The 19573-nt window shown below is 63.4% G+C and carries 21 protein-coding genes; 18 read left to right on the top strand and 3 right to left on the bottom strand.

Going from position 1 to position 19573, the window contains the following annotated elements; translation table 11 throughout:
* The first annotated feature begins 262 nt into the window (after positions 1-262).
* On the top strand, positions 263-793 hold the full coding sequence (locus tag ACN6NG_RS07380; RefSeq protein ID WP_016498655.1) for an RNA polymerase factor sigma-70: 531 nt from the start codon (positions 263-265) through the stop codon (positions 791-793).
* Positions 794-943: 150 nt separating this feature from the next.
* Here ACN6NG_RS07380 and ACN6NG_RS07375 read toward each other — a convergent pair whose 3' ends face one another.
* The gene (locus ACN6NG_RS07375; RefSeq protein WP_063423126.1) at positions 944-1957 is read right to left on the bottom strand and encodes a GNAT family N-acetyltransferase; all 1014 of its coding nucleotides are present in this window, start codon (positions 1955-1957) and stop codon (positions 944-946) included.
* A gap of 63 nt (positions 1958-2020) precedes the next feature.
* Positions 2021-2821, bottom strand: a complete 801-nt coding sequence (locus ACN6NG_RS07370; RefSeq protein WP_063423127.1) for a substrate-binding periplasmic protein — start codon at positions 2819-2821, stop codon at positions 2021-2023.
* Between the two features lie 171 nt (positions 2822-2992).
* Between ACN6NG_RS07370 and ACN6NG_RS07365 the strand changes: the two genes are divergently transcribed.
* Positions 2993-3544, top strand: a complete 552-nt coding sequence (locus ACN6NG_RS07365; RefSeq protein WP_016498652.1) for a 3'-5' exonuclease — start codon at positions 2993-2995, stop codon at positions 3542-3544.
* A gap of 73 nt (positions 3545-3617) precedes the next feature.
* Positions 3618-3902 carry a pyrimidine/purine nucleoside phosphorylase gene (ppnP, locus tag ACN6NG_RS07360; protein WP_016488333.1) on the top strand — a complete coding sequence of 95 codons (285 nt, stop codon included), beginning with the start codon at positions 3618-3620 and terminating at the stop codon, positions 3900-3902.
* A 51-nt stretch (positions 3903-3953) separates the two neighbouring features.
* Here ppnP and ACN6NG_RS07355 read toward each other — a convergent pair whose 3' ends face one another.
* Positions 3954-4646 (bottom strand): alpha/beta family hydrolase, encoded by a 693-nt coding sequence (locus tag ACN6NG_RS07355; RefSeq protein WP_474313353.1) that lies wholly within the window; start codon positions 4644-4646, stop codon positions 3954-3956.
* A gap of 50 nt (positions 4647-4696) precedes the next feature.
* On the opposite strand from ACN6NG_RS07355, the gene ccoN (ACN6NG_RS07350) reads away from it, so the two are divergent.
* The 15 genes from ccoN (ACN6NG_RS07350) (at position 4697) to fnrA (ending at position 19555) form a co-directional block, all read left to right on the top strand.
* Positions 4697-6121 (top strand): cytochrome-c oxidase, cbb3-type subunit I, encoded by a 1425-nt coding sequence (ccoN, locus tag ACN6NG_RS07350; RefSeq protein ID WP_016498649.1) that lies wholly within the window; start codon positions 4697-4699, stop codon positions 6119-6121.
* A 13-nt stretch (positions 6122-6134) separates the two neighbouring features.
* Positions 6135-6743 carry a cytochrome-c oxidase, cbb3-type subunit II gene (gene ccoO, locus ACN6NG_RS07345; protein WP_016498648.1) on the top strand — a complete coding sequence of 203 codons (609 nt, stop codon included), beginning with the start codon at positions 6135-6137 and terminating at the stop codon, positions 6741-6743.
* A 5-nt stretch (positions 6744-6748) separates the two neighbouring features.
* Entirely contained in the window at positions 6749-6952 is a 204-nt protein-coding gene (locus tag ACN6NG_RS07340; protein WP_016498647.1) for a cbb3-type cytochrome oxidase subunit 3, read from the top strand.
* Positions 6949-7890, top strand: a complete 942-nt coding sequence (gene ccoP, locus ACN6NG_RS07335) for a cytochrome-c oxidase, cbb3-type subunit III (RefSeq protein WP_063423130.1) — start codon at positions 6949-6951, stop codon at positions 7888-7890. Before ACN6NG_RS07340 ends, ccoP (ACN6NG_RS07335) begins: the two co-directional genes overlap by 4 nt.
* Before the next feature lie 266 nt (positions 7891-8156).
* The gene (gene ccoN / locus ACN6NG_RS07330; RefSeq protein WP_043204361.1) at positions 8157-9599 is read left to right on the top strand and encodes a cytochrome-c oxidase, cbb3-type subunit I; all 1443 of its coding nucleotides are present in this window, start codon (positions 8157-8159) and stop codon (positions 9597-9599) included.
* Positions 9599-10207, top strand: coding sequence for a cytochrome-c oxidase, cbb3-type subunit II (gene ccoO, locus ACN6NG_RS07325; RefSeq protein WP_019473375.1), 609 nt, complete (start codon positions 9599-9601; stop codon positions 10205-10207). The genes ccoN (ACN6NG_RS07330) and ccoO (ACN6NG_RS07325) overlap by 1 nt, the downstream gene beginning before the upstream one ends.
* A gap of 5 nt (positions 10208-10212) precedes the next feature.
* Positions 10213-10404 (top strand): CcoQ/FixQ family Cbb3-type cytochrome c oxidase assembly chaperone, encoded by a 192-nt coding sequence (locus ACN6NG_RS07320; RefSeq protein WP_024718181.1) that lies wholly within the window; start codon positions 10213-10215, stop codon positions 10402-10404.
* Positions 10401-11381 carry a cytochrome-c oxidase, cbb3-type subunit III gene (gene ccoP, locus ACN6NG_RS07315; RefSeq protein WP_016498644.1) on the top strand — a complete coding sequence of 327 codons (981 nt, stop codon included), beginning with the start codon at positions 10401-10403 and terminating at the stop codon, positions 11379-11381. Before ACN6NG_RS07320 ends, ccoP (ACN6NG_RS07315) begins: the two co-directional genes overlap by 4 nt.
* Before the next feature lie 319 nt (positions 11382-11700).
* Positions 11701-13116: a cytochrome c oxidase accessory protein CcoG gene (gene ccoG, locus ACN6NG_RS07310; RefSeq protein WP_063423132.1), complete on the top strand. Its 1416-nt coding sequence runs from the start codon at positions 11701-11703 to the stop codon at positions 13114-13116.
* Between the two features lie 15 nt (positions 13117-13131).
* Complete coding sequence (locus ACN6NG_RS07305; protein WP_063423133.1) at positions 13132-13662, top strand: FixH family protein; 531 nt, start codon at positions 13132-13134, stop codon at positions 13660-13662.
* Between the two features lie 139 nt (positions 13663-13801).
* On the top strand, positions 13802-16276 hold the full coding sequence (locus ACN6NG_RS07300) for a heavy metal translocating P-type ATPase (RefSeq protein WP_063423134.1): 2475 nt from the start codon (positions 13802-13804) through the stop codon (positions 16274-16276).
* Positions 16255-16470: a cbb3-type cytochrome oxidase assembly protein CcoS gene (gene ccoS, locus ACN6NG_RS07295; RefSeq protein WP_063423135.1), complete on the top strand. Its 216-nt coding sequence runs from the start codon at positions 16255-16257 to the stop codon at positions 16468-16470. Before ACN6NG_RS07300 ends, ccoS begins: the two co-directional genes overlap by 22 nt.
* The gene (locus ACN6NG_RS07290; RefSeq protein ID WP_474313352.1) at positions 16463-17146 is read left to right on the top strand and encodes a sulfite exporter TauE/SafE family protein; all 684 of its coding nucleotides are present in this window, start codon (positions 16463-16465) and stop codon (positions 17144-17146) included. Before ccoS ends, ACN6NG_RS07290 begins: the two co-directional genes overlap by 8 nt.
* A 105-nt stretch (positions 17147-17251) precedes the next feature.
* Positions 17252-18634 (top strand): oxygen-independent coproporphyrinogen III oxidase, encoded by a 1383-nt coding sequence (hemN, locus tag ACN6NG_RS07285; protein WP_063423137.1) that lies wholly within the window; start codon positions 17252-17254, stop codon positions 18632-18634.
* A 186-nt stretch (positions 18635-18820) separates the two neighbouring features.
* Positions 18821-19555, top strand: a complete 735-nt coding sequence (fnrA, locus tag ACN6NG_RS07280) for a Crp/Fnr family transcriptional regulator FnrA (protein WP_012273416.1) — start codon at positions 18821-18823, stop codon at positions 19553-19555.
* Positions 19556-19573 lie beyond the last annotated feature (18 nt).

Genomic DNA, 19573 nt, shown 5'->3' with positions numbered 1-19573 from the left:
CGAACGTGGGCGGACAGCGAGTGGCGACCGAGGATGTACACAGGAGAACGGATGGGCGGGGGCAGAAATTAGCGGGGATTACGCGGTGCCAGAAGGGGCCAAGGGTGAACCGTTTCACACTGCGGGCTTAGAACCGAAAGATACAGATACTAATTACGTTTCGTATTTGACAATCATTATCATTCTGAATAGCTTGTCGCACGTCGTAGGAAGCTTCCCAGCCTTGGGGGCCTCCTTTCTCCTCTGTGACAAGGTGATTTCCATGGCGGAACAACTATCCACAAGTAAGTGCGATTCACCATTACTGCAGGCCTTCGTCGACAATCGCAGCATCCTGGTCAAGATCGCCGCCCGCATCACCGGCTGCCGCTCGCGCGCCGAAGATGTGGTGCAGGATGCCTTTTTCCGGCTCAACGCCGCCCCGCAGATCACCTCGTCGTTCAAGGCGCAGCTCAGCTACCTGTTCCAGATTGTGCGCAACCTGGCGATTGACCACTACCGTAAGCAGGCGATGGAGCTGAAGTACTCCGGCAGCGAGGAGGAAGGCCTGAACGTGGTCCTCCAGAACGCCTCGCCCGAAGCGACCCACATCAACCTCGCCGCGCTGGACGACATTGCCGAGGCGCTGAACGAACTGCCGCAGCGTACCCGCTATGCGTTCGAGATGTACCGCCTGCATGGCGTACCGCAGAAGGACATTGCCAAGGAGCTGGGCGTGTCGCCGACACTGGTCAACTTCATGATCCGCGATGCGCTGGTGCACTGCCGCAAGACGGCCAATCGGCAGGCCTGAGGCTTCAGGTTCGCGCCTATCCTATAGAGGTGCTGCGCAGCCCATCGCCGGCAAGCCAGCTGCCACCTCGACCGCATCAACCTCAGGCCTGCGCTATCCCTTATGGGAGCCGGCTTGCCGGCGATGGGCCGCAAAGCGGCCCCTTGGGACTCAAGCCAGCTTGCAGCGATCGAAGAACCGTTCCCGCCCCAGAATCATCAGCGCCGCACGCTTGTGCGGGAAGTCGAACTCCTTGTCGCAATGGAAACACTGGTCGTGCATGTAGCCGATCATCTTGCCGTTGTCGGCACGTGGCTCAGCCACCACCCGCTGGGTACGCGGGTCATCCAGGAACAGGTAGTGCACCAGCGCCGATAGCCAGCTGGCCACCTTGTGCGGCCCGCGATGGCTCTCCTCCCCTACCAGCATGTGGATGCCGCGGTCGTAGTCATCGGCCGGGTAGAACGGAGCAATGCGATCTTCCTTGGCCCAGTACGCCTCGAAGTAGGCAAACGGCTCATCATCAAAGCAGCCGATCAACGTCAGGGTATGCGGGTCGGCCTCCAGCTTGCCCAGGTACTCGCGGTGCTGCGCCAGCGTACCGCCCTCCTGCCAGAACGCATCCACCCGCGGGTTGTTCTGCCAGCGGTTGAAACGCTCCAGGTCGTGCTCGATCTCCAGCGTGCGCAGCGATACCCAGCTACCCAGGCGCGCATCGAAGCGCCGGTACACCTCTCCACGGGGCTTGGGCGCCCGCCGCGGGTGACGCTTGCCGTTACTGATCTGCATCTGCTGCGGGTACACCGAGGCCAGCGCATCACCCAGCCATGGCTGTGGCAGCTGCCAGAACAGCGCCCGCTCGCACAGGTACTGGCCAGCTTGCTCAGCCTCCAGCAGCAAGCCACTGGCCAGTGCCTGGGGCTGTACCTCGGGCAAGTGCCAGACCAGGCGCTGGCGGGCCGTATCGCGGGACAGCAGCCAGTAGCAGGCAGCCCACAAGGCTTCATAGGGGCGCTCATGGCAGACGCGCTCGAGGTGGACGTGCAAGGTAGCGCCCGCCTCCAGGCGCACCTGGATCAGTGGGCGGCCTTCGAGGGTGAGGCTTAGCCAGCTGTCACCCTCCTCGGCACTGAGGCTGCGCCAGCGTGGCGGTGACAGGGGCTGCGAAGCGGCATCGAACGGCATGGGCTGGACTCACGAAAATGAAGAAAAGGCTCACTGCTGAGAACGCTGGCGCAGCGTATGAATTTAGTCTTGGGGGGCCGCGACCGTGATGCGGTAGGGCTCGAAGATCCGTGCCAGTTCACCGCTGTCACGCAGGCTGCGCAGCAGGCCGGCGAACGACTGCTCGCCGATAGGCGCCCCCGGGCGCAGCAGGGCGTAGTGGTGATAGACCTGATCGATGCGTTGCGAAGGCACCAGCTGCGCCCTGCTGGCCGGGTTGCGCGCCAGGAAATCGCTGAGGTAGGAGCGCGTGACCAGGGCGATATCGGCGCGGCCAGCCTGCACCATCAGCAGGTTGCTGTCGTGGGAGTAGGTCAGGGTCGCGTTGTAGGCTTCGCGCAGGTAGTCGGGGTCGGAGTTGAAGCCGGCGAACGCGTAGTGGTAGCCGTTGAACAATGCCAAACGTTTGTCACTCAGGTCGTCGAAGTAATGCGGGTCGCTGCCATTGGCCTGGCGGGCAACGAACACTTCGGCATCCTCCAGGCCCATGTCGACGGTCTGGTGGGCAATCTGCTCCCAGCCCCATTGTGGGTTCTCGAAAATCGCCATGTCGGTGCGGCCTTGCTGGAAGTCACCAAAACGCCGCTGGATGGAAGTGGGCACCAGGACGAAGTGATAACCCTGCTGCAAGCGGTTGAGCGCGTCGACCAGTTGCGGCAACAGGCCGGTGTCGGCCCCCTGTTCAGGGCGCACCGTGTAGGGCGGGAAATGCGCCGCGCCAATCTTCACCTCGACGGCGTCGGCAGCCCATGCCGGCACCGCCAGCCAATACACGGCCAGCAACATCAGGGTGGACAAGGCCTTGGGGCCGGGTGCTGGAGTCAAGACGGACGCTCATCACGGTTCATGCCTGGGTCCGCTTAAGCTAGGCGTTTTCCGGAAGCGGCACAACTGCTGGTGCGCGCTCTTTGTGACAAAGCAGGCGGCAATATGCCAGGGGGTGCCGTATGCGCGGAGTTTGGCTACGCTCTAGCAGGATCTGCAAGGGAGCCTGGTATGGGCCATTGGTTGGTGATCGACCTGGAAGCCACCACCGACGAGGGTGGGTGGCCTGTAACAGAAATGGAAGTCATTGAAATCGGCGCCAGCCTGGTTACCCGCGAAGGCCGCGAGGTCGACCACTTTCAGTGTTTCGTGCGGCCACGGCGGCGGCCACAGCTGACCCCTTTTTGCCGCGAACTGACGCACATAAGCCAGGCCGATGTGGACAGCGCTGCGCCGTTTCGCGATGTGTGGGCAAGCTTCGAGCGCTGGCTCGGGCCCCACCGTGAGCAGCTTCAGGCCTGGGTCAGCTGGGGCGACTACGACCGCCAGCAACTGCACCAGGAATGGCAGCTTCACGGGCTCGACAGCCTGCTACGGACCTTGCCGCACATCAACCTCAAGCAACGCTTTGCCAAGGCCCGCCACCTGCAGCGCCCCACAGGCCTGAACGGTGCACTGCACCTGGCCGGCATGCACTTTTGCGGGCAGCAGCACCGGGCCCTTGAAGATGCGCGCAACACGGCGCGGCTTTTACCGTTGACCCTGCCCGCCAGCAGCCCCTGAAAGCAGATGACGAGGCCTGTGGGCTTGGGCATACTGGCCAGCCCTTTTTCATCCCCCTTTTCAGGAGTCGCCCATGTTCCAGGTCAACGAGTACTTCAACGGCACCGTCAAGTCGATCGCATTCGCGGGCGAAGAAGGCCCGGCCACGGTCGGCGTCATGGCCCCGGGCGAATACGAGTTCGGCACTGCCAAGCGCGAAATCATGCACGTGGTATCGGGCGCGCTGACCGTGAAACTGCCAGGCAGCGACAACTGGGAAACCTTCAATGCCGGCGACAAGTTCAACGTTGCCGCCGACAGCAAGTTCCAACTGCAAGTGAAGGTGGACACCGCTTACCTGTGCGAGTACCGCGACTAAGCGTCAGCCTGTGCCGGCCTCTTCGCGGGCATGCCCGCGAAGAATCCAGCACTAATCCTTCAGGAAATCAGCAACGCGTTCCGCCGCCGCCTGCATATGCTGCTCATGACTGAACCCCGAGGCCTTCAACGGCTTCAGGTCATGATCCCCCGCCACTAGCCAGCTCACTTCGATTGCCGGCGACAACGCATACCCCGCCACCGCCTCGCGGTTACCCAGCGCATCCCGTTCGCCCTGCACGATCAATGTCGGTGTTTTCAGCCCGGCCAGGTGCTCCACCCGGGGCTTCTCGGGTTTACCCACCGCATAGAACGGATAGCCCAGGCACACCAGCGCATCCGCGCCCAGTTCGTCAGCCAACAGGCTCGCCATGCGCCCGCCCATGGACTTGCCACCCACTGCCAGCCTGCCCGCGACCAAAGGTCGCACCTGCCGGTACACCTCGCGCCAGCATTCCAGCAATACCTTCTGCGGGTTCGGCGGCCGTTTGCCGCCGGTAACCCTGCGCTCGGCCATGTACGGGAACTCGAAGCGCACTACCGCCACCCCAAGCGCCGCAAGCCTTTGCGCCATTTCGTCCATGAACCCGCTGTCCATCGGCGCACCTGCACCGTGGGCCAGGATCAGGCAGCCCTTGTAGCCGTCCTTGCCCTGCGCCTGTGGAGGATCGCAGCGCAAGCCTGGGACATTTCCGACCTTCGCCCATTGATCCCCGTCAATACCGGCACTTTGCCCATTAATCATGCTTGCCTCGCTGTAAAGCCTGCCAAATAACCGTGGATGGGAACCCATACATGAACACAACCAGCAGTACCGCCTATAACTACAAGGTGGTCCGCCAATTCGCCATCATGACGGTGGTGTGGGGAATCGTCGGGATGGGGCTCGGCGTCTTCATCGCCGCCCAGCTCGCCTGGCCTTCCCTCAACTTCGACCTCCCCTGGACCAGCTTCGGCCGCCTGCGCCCCCTGCATACCAATGCGGTGATCTTCGCTTTCGGCGGCTGCGCGCTGTTCGCCACCTCCTATTATTCGGTGCAACGCACCTGCCAGACCACCCTGTTTGCACCGCGCCTGGCCGCGTTCACCTTCTGGGGCTGGCAACTGGTGATCCTGCTGGCGGCCATCAGCCTGCCACTGGGCTACACCAGCTCCAAGGAATACGCCGAACTGGAATGGCCGATCGATATCCTGATCACCATCGTCTGGGTGGGCTACGCCATCGTGTTCTTCGGCACGCTGATGAAGCGCAACACCAAGCACATCTACGTGGGTAACTGGTTCTTCGGTGCCTTCATCCTCACCGTGGCGTTACTGCACATCGTCAACAACCTGGAACTGCCGGTCAGCCTGACCAAGTCGTACTCGGTGTACGCTGGCGCCACCGATGCCATGGTGCAGTGGTGGTACGGCCACAACGCAGTAGGCTTCTTCCTGACTGCGGGCTTCCTGGGGATGATGTACTACTACGTGCCCAAGCAGGCCGAACGCCCGGTGTATTCCTATCGCCTGTCGATCGTGCACTTCTGGGCGCTGATCACCCTGTACATCTGGGCCGGCCCGCACCACCTGCACTACACCGCCCTGCCCGACTGGGCGCAGTCGCTGGGCATGGTGATGTCGCTGATCCTGCTGGCACCGAGCTGGGGCGGCATGATCAACGGCATGATGACCCTGTCGGGCGCCTGGCACAAACTGCGCAGCGACCCGATCCTGCGCTTCCTGGTGGTATCGCTGGCGTTCTACGGCATGTCCACCTTTGAAGGGCCGATGATGGCCATCAAGACGGTCAACGCCCTGTCCCACTACACCGACTGGACCATCGGCCACGTGCATGCCGGCGCCCTCGGCTGGGTGGCAATGATCTCGATCGGTGCGCTGTACCACACCATCCCGAAAGTGTTCGGCAAGGAACGCATGTACAGCCTTGGCCTGATCAACGCGCACTTCTGGCTGGCCACCATCGGCACCGTGCTTTACATCGCCTCGATGTGGGTCAACGGCATCGCCCAGGGCCTGATGTGGCGCGCAGTCAACAGCGACGGCACGCTCACCTATTCGTTCGTGGAAACCCTGGTGGCCAGCCACCCAGGCTTTGTCGTGCGCTTCGTCGGCGGCGCGATCTTCCTCAGCGGCATGTTCCTGATGGCCTGGAACACCTGGCGCACCGTGCGTTCGCCAGCGCTTGACGTCGCCCCTGCGAACGCCCAGTTGGCTTGAGGAGAAACGCCTGATGAAACATGAAGTCATCGAGAAAAACGTCGGCCTGATGGCCCTGCTGATGGTGTTCGCCGTCAGTATCGGCGGCCTGACCCAGATCGTCCCGCTGTTCTTCCAGGACGTCACCAACAAGCCGGTGGAAGGCATGAAACCCTACACCGCGCTGCAACTGGAAGGCCGCGATATCTACATCCGCGAAGGTTGCGTGGGCTGCCACTCGCAGATGATCCGCCCGTTCCGCGCCGAAACCGAGCGCTACGGCCACTACTCGGTGGCCGGCGAGAGCGTGTGGGACCACCCGTTCCTGTGGGGCTCCAAGCGCACCGGGCCGGACCTGGCCCGTGTTGGCGGCCGTTACTCGGACGACTGGCACCGCGCGCACTTGTACAACCCGCGCAACGTGGTGCCGGAGTCGAAGATGCCGTCGTACCCGTGGCTGGTCGCCCAGCAGGTCGACAACAGCCACACCGACGTCAAGATGCGCACCTTGCGCACCCTGGGCGTGCCGTATTCCGACGACGACATTGCCGGCGCCCGCGACGCGGTCAAGGGCAAGACCGAGATGGATGCACTGGTCGCCTACCTGCAGGTGCTCGGCACCGCGATCAAGAACAAGAGGTGAGTGCGATGGAAATGGACATCGGCATGATCCGCGGCCTGGGCACCCTGGTGGTGATGATCGCCTTCATCGGCCTCTCACTGTGGGTATTCAACCGCCGCCGCGACCGTGATTTCGCCGAAGCGCGCCTGCTGCCCTTCGTCGACGACCACCTGCCCACTAGCGGGCAGGAACCTGCTGCCACGACTGCTGCAAGGAGTAACGGGCAATGACCACCTTCTGGAGTACGTACATCAGCGTACTGACCATCGGTAGCCTGATCGGCCTGACCTGGCTGCTGCTCGCCACCCGCAAGGGCGAGAGCAAGAACACCACCGACCAGACCATGGGCCACAGCTTCGACGGCATCGAGGAGTACGACAACCCGCTGCCCAAGTGGTGGTTCTGGCTGTTCGTCGGCACCCTGGTGTTCTCGGTCGGCTACCTCATCCTCTACCCGGGCCTGGGCAACTGGAAAGGCATCCTGCCGGGCTATGAAAATGGGTGGACCGGCGTCAACGAATGGCAAAAAGAAATGGACAAGGCTGACGCCAGGTTCGGCCCGATCTTCGCCAAGTACGCCGCCATGCCCGTAGAAGAAGTGGCCAAGGACCCGCAGGCACTGAAAATGGGCGGCCGCCTGTTTGCCTCCAACTGCTCGGTGTGCCACGGCTCGGACGCCAAGGGTGCCTTCGGCTTCCCCAACCTCACCGACAAGGATTGGCGCTGGGGCGGCGAAGCAGAAACCATCAAGGCTTCGATCATGAATGGCCGTCATGGCGTGATGCCAGCGTGGGCCGAGGTGATCGGTGATCAGGGCGTGGCCGATGTGGCCGCATTCGTGCTGACCAACCTTGACGGCCGCAGCCTGCCTGAAGGGAACAAGGCCGACGTGGTCAAGGGCAAGGAGATCTTCGCTGCCAACTGCGTGGCTTGCCACGGGCCTGAAGGCAAGGGTACCCCTGCCATGGGCGCACCCGACCTGACCCACCCGCAGGCGTTCATCTACGGCTCGAGCTTTGCCCAGCTGCAGCAGACCATTCGTTATGGTCGCCAAGGGCAGATGCCGGCGCAGGCCGATATCCAGGGCAACGACAAGGTGCACCTGCTGGCGGCTTATGTGTATAGCCTGTCGCAGGATACTGCTGCTGAATCTGTGACTGCCCAGTGAGTTCGCCGGGAGAAATTCGGCGTCTGTGAGATCGAGCGCCGCCCCCGAAAAAAGCTTGACCGATCGATCAGAAAAAGGTGAAAAACGGTACACATTACAAATATTTATTTGTGTACAATCGTCCAGACCCGATCACTGCGGGACATCAGTGAACGGGCCCGGACACGGGTCGGCGTACCAAAGTTGCGTTGCAGTAGCCTTGCTGGTTATCAATACTGGCGCCGATTTTTCGACCAACAAGAACATTAAAACCGTGGAACCTTAGAATGAGCACAGCAATCAGTCCGACTGCTTATAACTATAAGGTCGTCCGCCAGTTCGCCATCATGACGGTGGTCTGGGGGATCCTTGGCATGGGCCTCGGCGTCTTCATCGCCTCGCAGCTGGTATGGCCGCAACTGAACCTGGACCTGCCCTGGACCAGCTTCGGCCGCCTCCGCCCGCTGCACACCAACCTGGTGATCTTCGCCTTCGGGGGCTGTGCGCTGTTCGGCACCAGCTACTACGTGGTGCAGCGCACCTGCCAGACCCGGCTGATCTCCGACAGCATGGCCGCCTTCACCTTCTGGGGCTGGCAGGCGGTGATCCTCGGCGCGCTGATCACCCTGCCGATGGGCTACACCACCACCAAGGAATACGCCGAGCTCGAATGGCCGCTGGCGATCCTGCTGGCCATCGTCTGGGTCACCTACGGGCTGGTGTTCTTCGGCACCATCGTCAAGCGCAAGACCAAGCACATCTATGTCGGCAACTGGTTCTACGGCGCCTTCATCGTGGTCACCGCGATGCTGCACATCGTCAACCACATCTCGCTGCCGGTCAGCCTGTTCAAGTCGTACTCGGCCTACGCCGGTGCCACCGACGCGATGATCCAGTGGTGGTACGGCCACAACGCCGTGGGCTTCTTCCTCACCACCGGCTTCTTGGGGATGATGTACTACTTCGTACCCAAGCAGGCCGAGCGGCCGATCTACTCGTATCGCCTGTCCATCGTGCACTTCTGGGCGCTGATCACCCTGTACATCTGGGCAGGCCCGCACCACCTGCACTACACCGCACTGCCCGACTGGGCGCAGTCGCTGGGCATGGTGATGTCGATCATCCTGCTGGCACCCAGCTGGGGCGGCATGATCAACGGCATGATGACCCTGTCCGGTGCCTGGCACAAACTGCGCACCGACCCGATCCTGCGCTTTTTGGTCGTTTCGCTGGCGTTCTACGGCATGTCCACCTTCGAAGGCCCGATGATGGCCATCAAGACCGTGAACTCCCTGTCGCACTACACCGACTGGACCATCGGCCACGTCCACGCCGGTGCCCTCGGCTGGGTGGCAATGATCTCGATCGGCGCCGTGTACCACATGATCCCGAAACTCTACGGCCGCGAGCAGATGCACAGCATCGGGCTGATCAACGCGCACTTCTGGCTGGCCACCATCGGCACCGTGCTGTACATCGCCTCGATGTGGGTCAACGGCATTACCCAAGGCCTGATGTGGCGCGCCATCAACGATGACGGCACCCTCACCTACTCCTTCGTCGAAGCCCTGCAGGCCAGCCACCCTGGCTATATCGTCCGCGCCCTGGGCGGTGCGTTCTTCGCCAGCGGCATGCTGCTGATGGCCTATAACGTGTTCCGTACCGTACGTGCCGCCAACCCGGTACAGGCTGAGGAAGCCGCCAAGATCGTCGTTGTGGGAGCGCACTGATGAAGCATGAAGCCGTCGAGAAGAACATAGGCCTGCTGGCCTTCTTCATGGTCATCGCCGTCAGCGTCGGTGGCCTGACCCAGATCGTCCCGCTGTTTTTCCAGGACGTCACCAACAAGCCGGTCGAAGGCATGAAGCCGCGCACCGCGTTGGAGGTGGAAGGCCGTGATATCTACATCCGCGAGGGCTGCGTAGGCTGCCATTCGCAGATGATCCGCCCGTTCCGCGCCGAAACCGAGCGCTACGGCCACTACTCGGTAGCTGGCGAGAGCGTGTGGGACCACCCGTTCCTGTGGGGCTCCAAGCGTACAGGGCCGGACCTGGCCCGCGTTGGCGGCCGCTACTCCGATGACTGGCACCGTGCGCACCTGTACAACCCGCGCAACGTGGTACCGGAATCGAAGATGCCGTCCTACCCATGGCTGGTCGAGAACAAGCTCGATGGCAAGGACACCGCGAAGAAGCTGGAGGTGCTGCGCACACTCGGTACCCCGTACACCGATGCCGACATTGCCGGCGCGGCTGACGCGGTCAAGGGCAAGACCGAAATGGACGCCATCGTCGCGTACCTGCAGGGTCTTGGCACCATCATCAAGAGCAAACGGTGACGCTGATGGATATCGGGATGATTCGCGGCCTGGGCACCGTCGTGGTGATGGTGGCCTTCGTGGGCCTGGCGCTGTGGGTGTTCAACCCACGGCGTAAAAAGGACTTCGACGAAGCGACCCAACTGCCCTTCGCGGATGACCCCGAGGCCACCCGGCACGTCGAGCAAGCAAAAGCTTCTGGGAGCAAAAAACAATGACAACCTTCTGGAGTCTGTACGTTACCGTCCTGACCCTGGGCACCATCTTCTCGTTGACCTGGCTGCTGCTGTCGACCCGCAAGGGCCAGCGTGAAGAGGTCACCGACGAAACCGTCGGGCATGCCTTCGATGGCATCGAGGAATACGACAACCCGCTGCCAAAATGGTGGTTCTGGCTGTTCGTCGGCACCATCATCTTTGCGCTCGGCTACCTGGTGCTGTACCCGGGCCTGGGCAACTGGAAAGGCATCCTGCCGGGCTACTCGTACCTGGATAACGACAAGCAGACCGAGTTTTCCAACGGCCAGCCGGGCTGGACCGGCGTGCACGAGTGGGAAAAGGAAATGGCCAAGGCCGACGCCCGCTTCGGGCCGATCTTCGCCAAGTTCGCCGCCATGCCCATCGAAGAGGTGGCCAAGGACCCGCAGGCACTGAAAATGGGCGCGCGACTGTTCGCTTCCAACTGCTCGGTATGCCACGGTTCCGACGCCAAGGGCGCCTTCGGCTTCCCCAACCTGACCGACAACGACTGGCGCTGGGGCGGCGAGCCGGAAACCATCAAGACCACCATCATGGGCGGCCGCCACGGCGTGATGCCAGCCTGGGCCGAAGTGATCGGTGATCAGGGCGTGGCCGACGTGGCGGCATTCGTGGTCAGCAAGCTCGATGGCCGCACCCTGCCTGAGGGCGCGAAGGCCGACGCCGAGAACGGCCAGAAGATCTTCGCCGCCAACTGCGTGGCCTGCCACGGGCCAGAAGGCAAAGGTACCCCAGCCATGGGTGCACCGAACCTGACCCACCCACAGGCGTTCATCTACGGTTCGAGCTTTGCCCAGCTGCAGCAGACCATTCGCTATGGTCGCCAAGGGCAGATGCCGGCGCAGGAACAGCTGCAGGGTAACGACAAGGTGCATTTGCTGGCGGCGTATGTTTACAGCCTTTCGCAACGGGACCAGGCGCAGGCCAAGGCTGAGTAAGCAGGCCTGGCCTCTTCGCGGGCTTGCCCGCTCCCACAGGTCGTCACCATTCTTGAGTTCGGTGTAGTTCCTGTGGGAGCGGGCAAGCCCGCGAAGAGGCCGGTACAGCCAGTGCATTTCTGGCAGGCTGATGACCTGGATCAATTGACACCCGCCATAACACGATTCACACCACGAACCCAACGCGACTAAAGGTCGCAGTGCGGCCCCATACTGCCATCAGCGGCGTATCATGGACCGCAGAGCGCTAGCAGATTGCGCGAGACTGCGGCCGGCACGCACTGGCCGCGGCGTTTCTCCACTGCCGTGGGACTTGATGATGAGCAAGCAAATTCCGGTACATGATGTGACCCCGCCTGCCAGCAAAGGGAAGGATTCCGTCGACCTCTACGCCTCCCGGGAAAAAATCTACACCCGCGCCTTCACCGGCCTGTTCCGTCGCCTGCGCATGGTCGGCGGTGCTGTGCTGTTTCTGCTGTACTTCGGCACCGTGTGGCTGAACTGGGGGGGCCACCAGGCCGTATGGTGGAACCTGCCCGAGCGCAAGTTCTACATCTTCGGCGCCACCATCTGGCCACAGGACTTCATCCTGCTGTCGGGCATCCTGATCGTCGCCGCCTTCGGCCTGTTCTTCGTCACCGTGTACGCAGGCCGCGTATGGTGCGGCTACACCTGCCCGCAAAGCGTGTGGACGTGGATTTTCATGTGGTGCGAAAAGGTCACGGAAGGCGACCGCAACCAGCGCATGAAGCTCGACAAAGCCCCCATGAGCGGCAACAAGTTCCTGCGCAAGTTTGCCAAGCACAGCCTGTGGCTGCTGATCGGCTTTGTCACCGGCATGACCTTTGTCGGCTATTTCTCGCCCATCCGCGAGCTGGTCATCGAATTCTTCACCGGTCAGGCCGATGGCTGGGCCTACTTCTGGGTCGGCTTCTTCACACTCGCCACCTACGGCAACGCCGGCTGGCTGCGCGAGCAGGTGTGCGTGTACATGTGCCCCTATGCACGCTTCCAGAGCGTGATGTTCGACAAGGACACGCTGATCGTGTCCTACGACCCGCGTCGTGGCGAAACCCGCGGGCCACGTAAAAAAGATACCGACTACAAGGCCCAAGGCCTGGGCGACTGCATCGACTGCACAATGTGCGTTCAAGTCTGCCCCACCGGCATCGACATCCGTGACGGCCTGCAGATCGAGTGCATCGGTTGCGCCGCTTGCATCGATGCCTGCGACAGCATCATGGACAAGATGAACTACCCCAAAGGGCTGATCAGCTACACCACCGAACACAACCTGTCCGGGCAAAAAACCCACATGCTGCGCCCACGCCTGATCGGCTATGCCGCAGTGCTGCTGGTGATGATCATTGGCCTTGCGACTGCCTTCGCCACCCGCTCGCTGGTTGGCTTCGACGTCAGCAAGGACCGCGTGCTGTACCGCGAGAACGCCCAAGGCCGGATCGAAAACGTGTACAGCCTGAAAGTGATGAACAAGGACCAGCGCGACCACGTCTACGTACTGGACGCTGCCGGCCTGCCGGACCTCAAGCTTGAAGGCCAGCGCGAGATCCGCGTGGCTGCCGGCGATATCGTCAGCCTGCCCGTGCAGCTGTCGGTTGCCCCCGAAAAACTGCCATCGACCACCAACGAAATCACCTTCACCCTCAAGAGCGCCGACGACAGCGACGCCCAGGTTGAAGCCAAGAGCCGCTTCATCGGCCCACAGATCCGCTAAGAGAGATAACGCACAATGCCTGCCGCCACCGCCGCCAGCCCCTGGTACAAGCACCTCTGGCCCTGGATCATCATCGGCATCCTCACCACCTCGGTGTGCCTGAGCCTGACCATGGTCAGCATTGCCGTGCGCAACCCCGACAACCTGGTGAACGACAACTACTACGAGGCCGGCAAAGGCATCAACCGTTCGCTGGACCGCGAACTGCTGGCGCAGCAACTGAGCCTGAAGGCCACCGTGCACCTGGACGAGTTGACCGGCGAAGTGGACCTGCGCCTGACCGGCAGCAGTGGCCCGCAAAACCTGGAGCTGAACCTGATTTCGCCCACCCAGCCGGAGAAGGACCGCAAGGTACTGCTGAGCAGGGTCGACGCGGGGCGCTATGTGGGGCAGCTGGAGGACAAGGTCGACGGGCGCCGCTTTGTCGAGCTGCTGGGCAGTGAAGGTGGCCAGGTGTGGCGCTTGTTCGAAGAGGAAAAAGTGGAGCATGGTGTGACCTTGCAGCTGGGTGACGAAGCCCTGCAAGGTGCCGAGCACCAACAGTAGCAACATCGCAAATCCCTGTGGGAGCGGGCATGCCCGCGAATGCGGTAGCTCAGCCAAAGGTGTTTTCAGGCCTGACGCTTTCGCGGGCACGCCCGCTCCCACAGGGTTTCATATCTGCCTGAGCAGTCGTGCTTACCTTATGACCCAGCCCACCCCCTGCTACCACTGCGCCCTGCCCGTCCCCGCCGGCAGCCGCTTTACCGCCGTGGTCCTCGGCGAGCCCCGGCAGTTCTGCTGCCCCGGCTGCCAGGCGGTGGCCGAGTCGATCGTCGCCGGTGGCCTGGAGCACTACTACCAGCACCGCAGTGACAACAGCGCCAACCCCGAGGCCCTGCCCAGGCAGTTGCAGGACGAACTGGCCCTGTACGACCGCAGCGATGTGCAGCAAACCTTCGTCCGCCACCAGGGCGAGCTGGCCGAAACTACCCTGCTGGTCGAAGGCATCAGCTGCGCCGCCTGCGGCTGGCTGATCGAAAAGCACCTGCGCAACCTGCCCGGCGTCGCCGAGGCGCGCCTTAACCTGTCCAACCACCGCCTGCTGCTGAGCTGGGACGACAAGCAACTGCCGCTGTCACACCTGCTCGCCGAGTTGCGCCAGATCGGTTACGCCGCCCACCCCTACCAGCCCGATAAGGCCGCCGAGCAACTGGCCCAAGAGAACCGTAGCGCTTTGCGCCGCCTGGGCGTGGCCGGGCTGCTGTGGTTCCAGGCAATGATGGCGACCATGGCCACCTGGCCGGAATTCAACATCGACCTGTCACCCGAACTGCACACCATCCTGCGCTGGGTGGCCCTGTTCCTGACCATCCCCATCGTCTTCTACAGCTGCGCGCCGTTCTTCAAAGGCGCAGCACGCGACCTGCGCACACGCCACCTGACCATGGATGTTTCGGTGTCGCTGGCCATCGCCCTGGCTTTCGGCGCCGGCATCTGGACCGCGATCACCGGCAGCGGTGAGCTGTATTTCGACACCGTGGGCATGTTCGCCCTGTTCCTGCTCACCGGCCGCTACCTGGAGCGCCGTGCCCGCGAACGCACGGCTGCGGCCACCGCGCAGCTGGTCAACCTGCTGCCGGCCTCGTGCCTGCGCCTGGACGCCCTCGGCCGCAGCGAGCGCATTCTGCTCAGCGAGCTGCACTGCGGTGACACGGTGCAGGTGCTGCCCGGCGCGGTTATCCCCGCCGACGGGCGCATCGTCGAAGGCCGCTCCAGCATCGACGAGTCGCTGCTGACCGGCGAATACCTGCCGCAACCGCGCCGCGTGGGCGAGCGGGTCACCGGCGGTACGCTGAATGTCGAAAGCACCCTGAACGTGGAAGTCGAAGCCCTCGGCCACGATTCGCGGCTATCGGCCATCGTCCGCCTGCTGGAACGCGCCCAGACCGAAAAACCGCGCCTGGCCGAAATCGCCGACCGGGCCTCGCAGTGGTTTCTGCTGTTCTCGCTGGTGGCTGCCGTGGCCATCGGCCTGTGGTGGTGGTACCTGGACCCTGCAAGGGCGTTCTGGATCGTGCTGGCCATGCTGGTAGCCACATGCCCCTGCGCGCTGTCCCTGGCCACGCCTACGGCACTGACTGCCGCCACCGGCACCCTGCACAAGCTAGGCCTGCTGATAACCCGCGGCCATGTCCTCGAAGGCCTTAACCAGATCGACACGGTAATCTTCGACAAAACCGGCACACTGACCGAAGGCCGCCTGACTTTGCGCAGCATCCGCCCGCTCGGCAGCGTACCCGCTGACCGCTGCCTGGCCCTGGCCGCCGCCCTGGAAAACCGCTCCGAACACCCCATCGCCCGCGCATTCGGCCGTAACGCGATACCCGCCGACGATGTACAGACCGTGCCCGGCCTGGGCCTGGAAGGACTGGTCGACGGCCAACGCCTGCGTATAGGCCAGGCCACCTTCGTCTGCGCCCTGAGCGGTGCGGAAATCCCCGGCGTGCCGGAGCCCCGCGGCCAGTGGCTGCTACTGGGTGACCGCCAGGGGCCGCTGGCCTGGTTTGGCCTGGACGACCGCCTGCGCGAGGACGCCCCGGCCCTGCTCGCCGCCTGCAAGGCGCGAGGCTGGCGCACGCTGCTGCTGTCGGGCGACAGTTCGCCGATGGTCGCCGAAGTGGCCGCGCAACTGGGCATCGACCAGGCCATTGGTGGCCTGCGCCCGGACGACAAGCTGGACCGGCTGAAGGCGCTGCAGGCGGCCGGGCGCAAGGTGCTGATGCTCGGCGATGGGGTCAACGACGTGCCAGTGCTGGCCGCCGCCGACATCAGCATCGCCATGGGCAGCGCCACCGATCTTGCCAAGACCAGCGCCGACGCCGTGCTGCTGTCCAACCGCTTGCAAGCCCTGGTGCAAGCCTTCGACCTGGCCCACCGCACCCGCCGCAACATCCTCGAGAATCTGCTGTGGGCCACCCTGTATAATGGCCTGATGTTGCCGTTTGCCGCGCTCGGCTGGATCACCCCGGTGTGGGCCGCCATCGGCATGTCGGTCAGCTCGCTGATCGTGGTGCTCAATGCCCTGCGCCTGACCCGCATGCCGCTGGTATCGAGCTGGCCGAAAACCGAAGCACCCTTGCCCGGGAGGAAGTCGCCATGCCCGCCCTCTATGTCATGATCCCCGCAGCCCTGCTGCTGGTCGGCGTGGCCGTGTACATCTTCTTCTGGGCGGTGGACAGCGGCCAGTACGACGACCTCGAAGGCCCCGCCCACAGCATTCTGTTCGACGACCAGGACCCGCGCCACCAGGCTGCGGTGAAGCCTGACGACACCCCGGCCGAAGCCGACAAGGAACCACCACCCCGTGCCTGAACTGCTTCCCCTGCTTGGCTCGGCACTGGTCCTTGGCCTGCTTGGCGGCGGCCACTGCCTGGGCATGTGCGGCGGCCTGATGGGCGCGCTGACCCTGGCCATCCCGCCAGAGCAGCGTGGCCGGCGCTTGCGCCTGCTGCTGGCGTACAACCTTGGGCGCATTCTCAGTTATGCCAGCGCCGGCATGTTGCTGGGCCTGGCCGGCTGGGCCGTCGCCAGCAGCCCGGCAGCATTGGCGCTGCGGGTGGTGGCTGCGCTGCTGTTGATCGCCATGGGGCTGTACCTGGCCGGCTGGTGGAGCGGCCTGACCCGTATCGAAGCCCTGGGGCGCGGGCTGTGGCGGCATATCCAGCCGGTGGCGTCGCGCTTGCTGCCGGTCTCCAGCCTGCCCCGGGCATTGCTGCTGGGCGCCCTGTGGGGGTGGCTGCCGTGCGGGTTGGTGTACAGCACCCTGTTGTGGGCGGCCAGCCAGGGCAACGCCGGATACAGCGCAGCGTTGATGCTGGCGTTCGGGCTTGGAACCTGGCCGGTATTGCTGGCCACCGGGCTGGCGGCCGAACGGGTAAACGCCCTGTTGCGCCGACGGAGTGTGCGGGTGGCGGGCGGTGTGCTGGTGATGCTATTCGGTATCTGGACCATGCCGGGCCCACACCAGCACTGGTTGATGGGGCATTGACGGGGGCCGCTCTGCGGCCCCGATGCCCTTGATGCAAATCAACACCCATCCCTACAGACAGCCATAGACTCCGGAACACTGCTGCTCTTTCCGGGGACCGCCCTCATGCTCGACGACCTTCGTTGGGATACCGACCTGATCCGCCGCTACGATCTGGCCGGGCCACGCTACACCTCCTACCCCACCGCCGTGCAACTGCACAGCGGGGTGGGCTCGTTCGACCTGCTCCACGCCCTGCGCGAGAGCCGTCGAGCCGTGCGCCCGCTGTCGCTGTATGTGCACGTGCCGTTCTGCGCCAACATCTGCTACTACTGCGCCTGCAACAAGGTCATCACCAAGGACCGTGCCCGCGCCGCGCCGTACCTGCAGCGCCTGGAGCAGGAAATCCAGCTGATCGCCTGCCACCTGGGGCCCAAGCAACGGGTTGAACAGCTGCATTTCGGCGGCGGCACGCCGACCTTCCTCAGCCATGTGGAACTGCGCCAGCTGATGGCCACCCTGCGCCAGCATTTCCAACTGCTGGACGATGACTCCGGCGACTACGGCATCGAGATCGACCCCCGCGAGGCTGACTGGTCCACCATGGGCCTGCTCCGTGAGCTGGGTTTCAACCGCGTCAGCCTGGGCGTGCAGGACCTCGACCCGGCCGTGCAGCGTGCGGTCAACCGCCTGCAGAGCCTGGAACAGACCCGCACACTGATCGAAGCTGCGCGCACCCTGCAGTTCCGCTCGGTCAACCTGGACCTGATCTACGGCCTGCCCAAGCAAACCCCGGAAGGCTTTGCGCGCACCGTCGAAGAAGTGATCCGCCTGCAGCCCGACCGCCTGTCGGTGTTCAACTACGCCCACCTGCCCGAGCGCTTCATGCCCCAGCGGCGCATCGACAACAACGACCTGCCCAGCCCGGCCGCCAAGCTGGAGATGCTGCACGCTACCATCGACCAGTTGACCGCCGCCGGCTACCGCTACATCGGCATGGACCACTTCGCCCTGCCCGACGACGAACTGGCCGTCGCCCAGGAAGAAGGCACCCTGCAGCGTAACTTCCAAGGCTACACCACGCACGGGCACTGCGACCTGATTGGCCTGGGCGTGTCGGCCATCAGCCAGATCGGTGACCTGTACTGCCAGAACAGCAGCGACCTCAATACCTACCAGGAGAGCCTGTCCAACGCCCAGCTGGCCACCCAGCGCGGCTTGCTGTGCAACCACGACGACCGCCTACGGCGGGCCGTGATCCAACAACTGATCTGCCATTTCGAGCTGGATTTCGAACCGATCGAACAGGCCTTCACCATCGATTTTCGCGGTTACTTCAACGACCTTTGGCCCGAGCTGCTGACCTTGCAGCGCGACGGCCTGATCAGCCTGGACGACAAAGGCATCCGCATCCTGCCGGCCGGCCGCCTGCTGGCGCGCTCGGTGTGCATGGTGTTCGACGCCTACTTGGCGATGCACAACCGCCAGCGTTTCTCGCGGGTTATCTGAAAACCGAGTCGTTCAACCGCATGGACAAGCCTCCTTGCCAGGCACAATATGGGCACACAAGGACTCCCGGCAGGACGTCTGCCGGGGTTTCGCCAGGGCGCACCATCAACGCGCACGCTGGCCTACACCCTGTGTCGTGGGTTACCCTTACGACTTATGTGTGCTTTCCCACAAGGATCGATTCAAATGTCCGAGCCAGTCAAACTGCGCCCACACAACCAGGCCCATTGCAAGGATTGCAGCCTGGCCCCCCTGTGCCTGCCTCTTTCGCTGAACCTGGAAGACATGGATGCACTGGATGAAATCGTCAAGCGTGGCCGGCCGCTGAAAAAAGGCGAGTTCCTGTTCCGCCAAGGTGACAATTTCGGCTCGGTCTACGCCGTACGTTCCGGTGCCCTGAAAACCTTCAGCCTCAGCGACAGCGGCGAAGAGCAGATCACCGGCTTCCACCTGCCCAGCGAGCTGGTCGGCCTGTCGGGCATGGACACTGAAGCTTACCCGGTGTCGGCCCAGGCCCAGGAAACCACGTCGGTGTGCGAAATCCCCTTCGAGCGGCTTGACGAGCTGTCGGTACAACTGCCGCAGCTACGTCGCCAGCTGATGCGGGTGATGAGCCGGGAAATCCGCGACGACCAGCAAATGATGCTGCTGCTGTCGAAGAAGACTGCCGACGAGCGCATTGCCACCTTCCTGGTCAACCTGTCGGCGCGCTTCCGCGCCCGCGGCTATTCGGCCAACCAGTTCCGCCTGAGCATGTCGCGCAACGAAATCGGCAACTACCTGGGCCTGGCAGTGGAAACCGTGTCGCGGGTGTTCACCCGCTTCCAGCAGAACGGCCTGCTACGCGCCGAAGGCAAGGAAGTGCACATCCTTGACCCGATCCAGCTGTGCGCGCTGGCCGGTGGCGCAATCGAAGCCTGAGGCCTGCGTTTAGCGGGT

It is taken from the genome of Pseudomonas sp. TSO6 (assembly GCF_056098905.1).
This window is presented reverse-complemented; position numbering and strand designations above follow the sequence as displayed.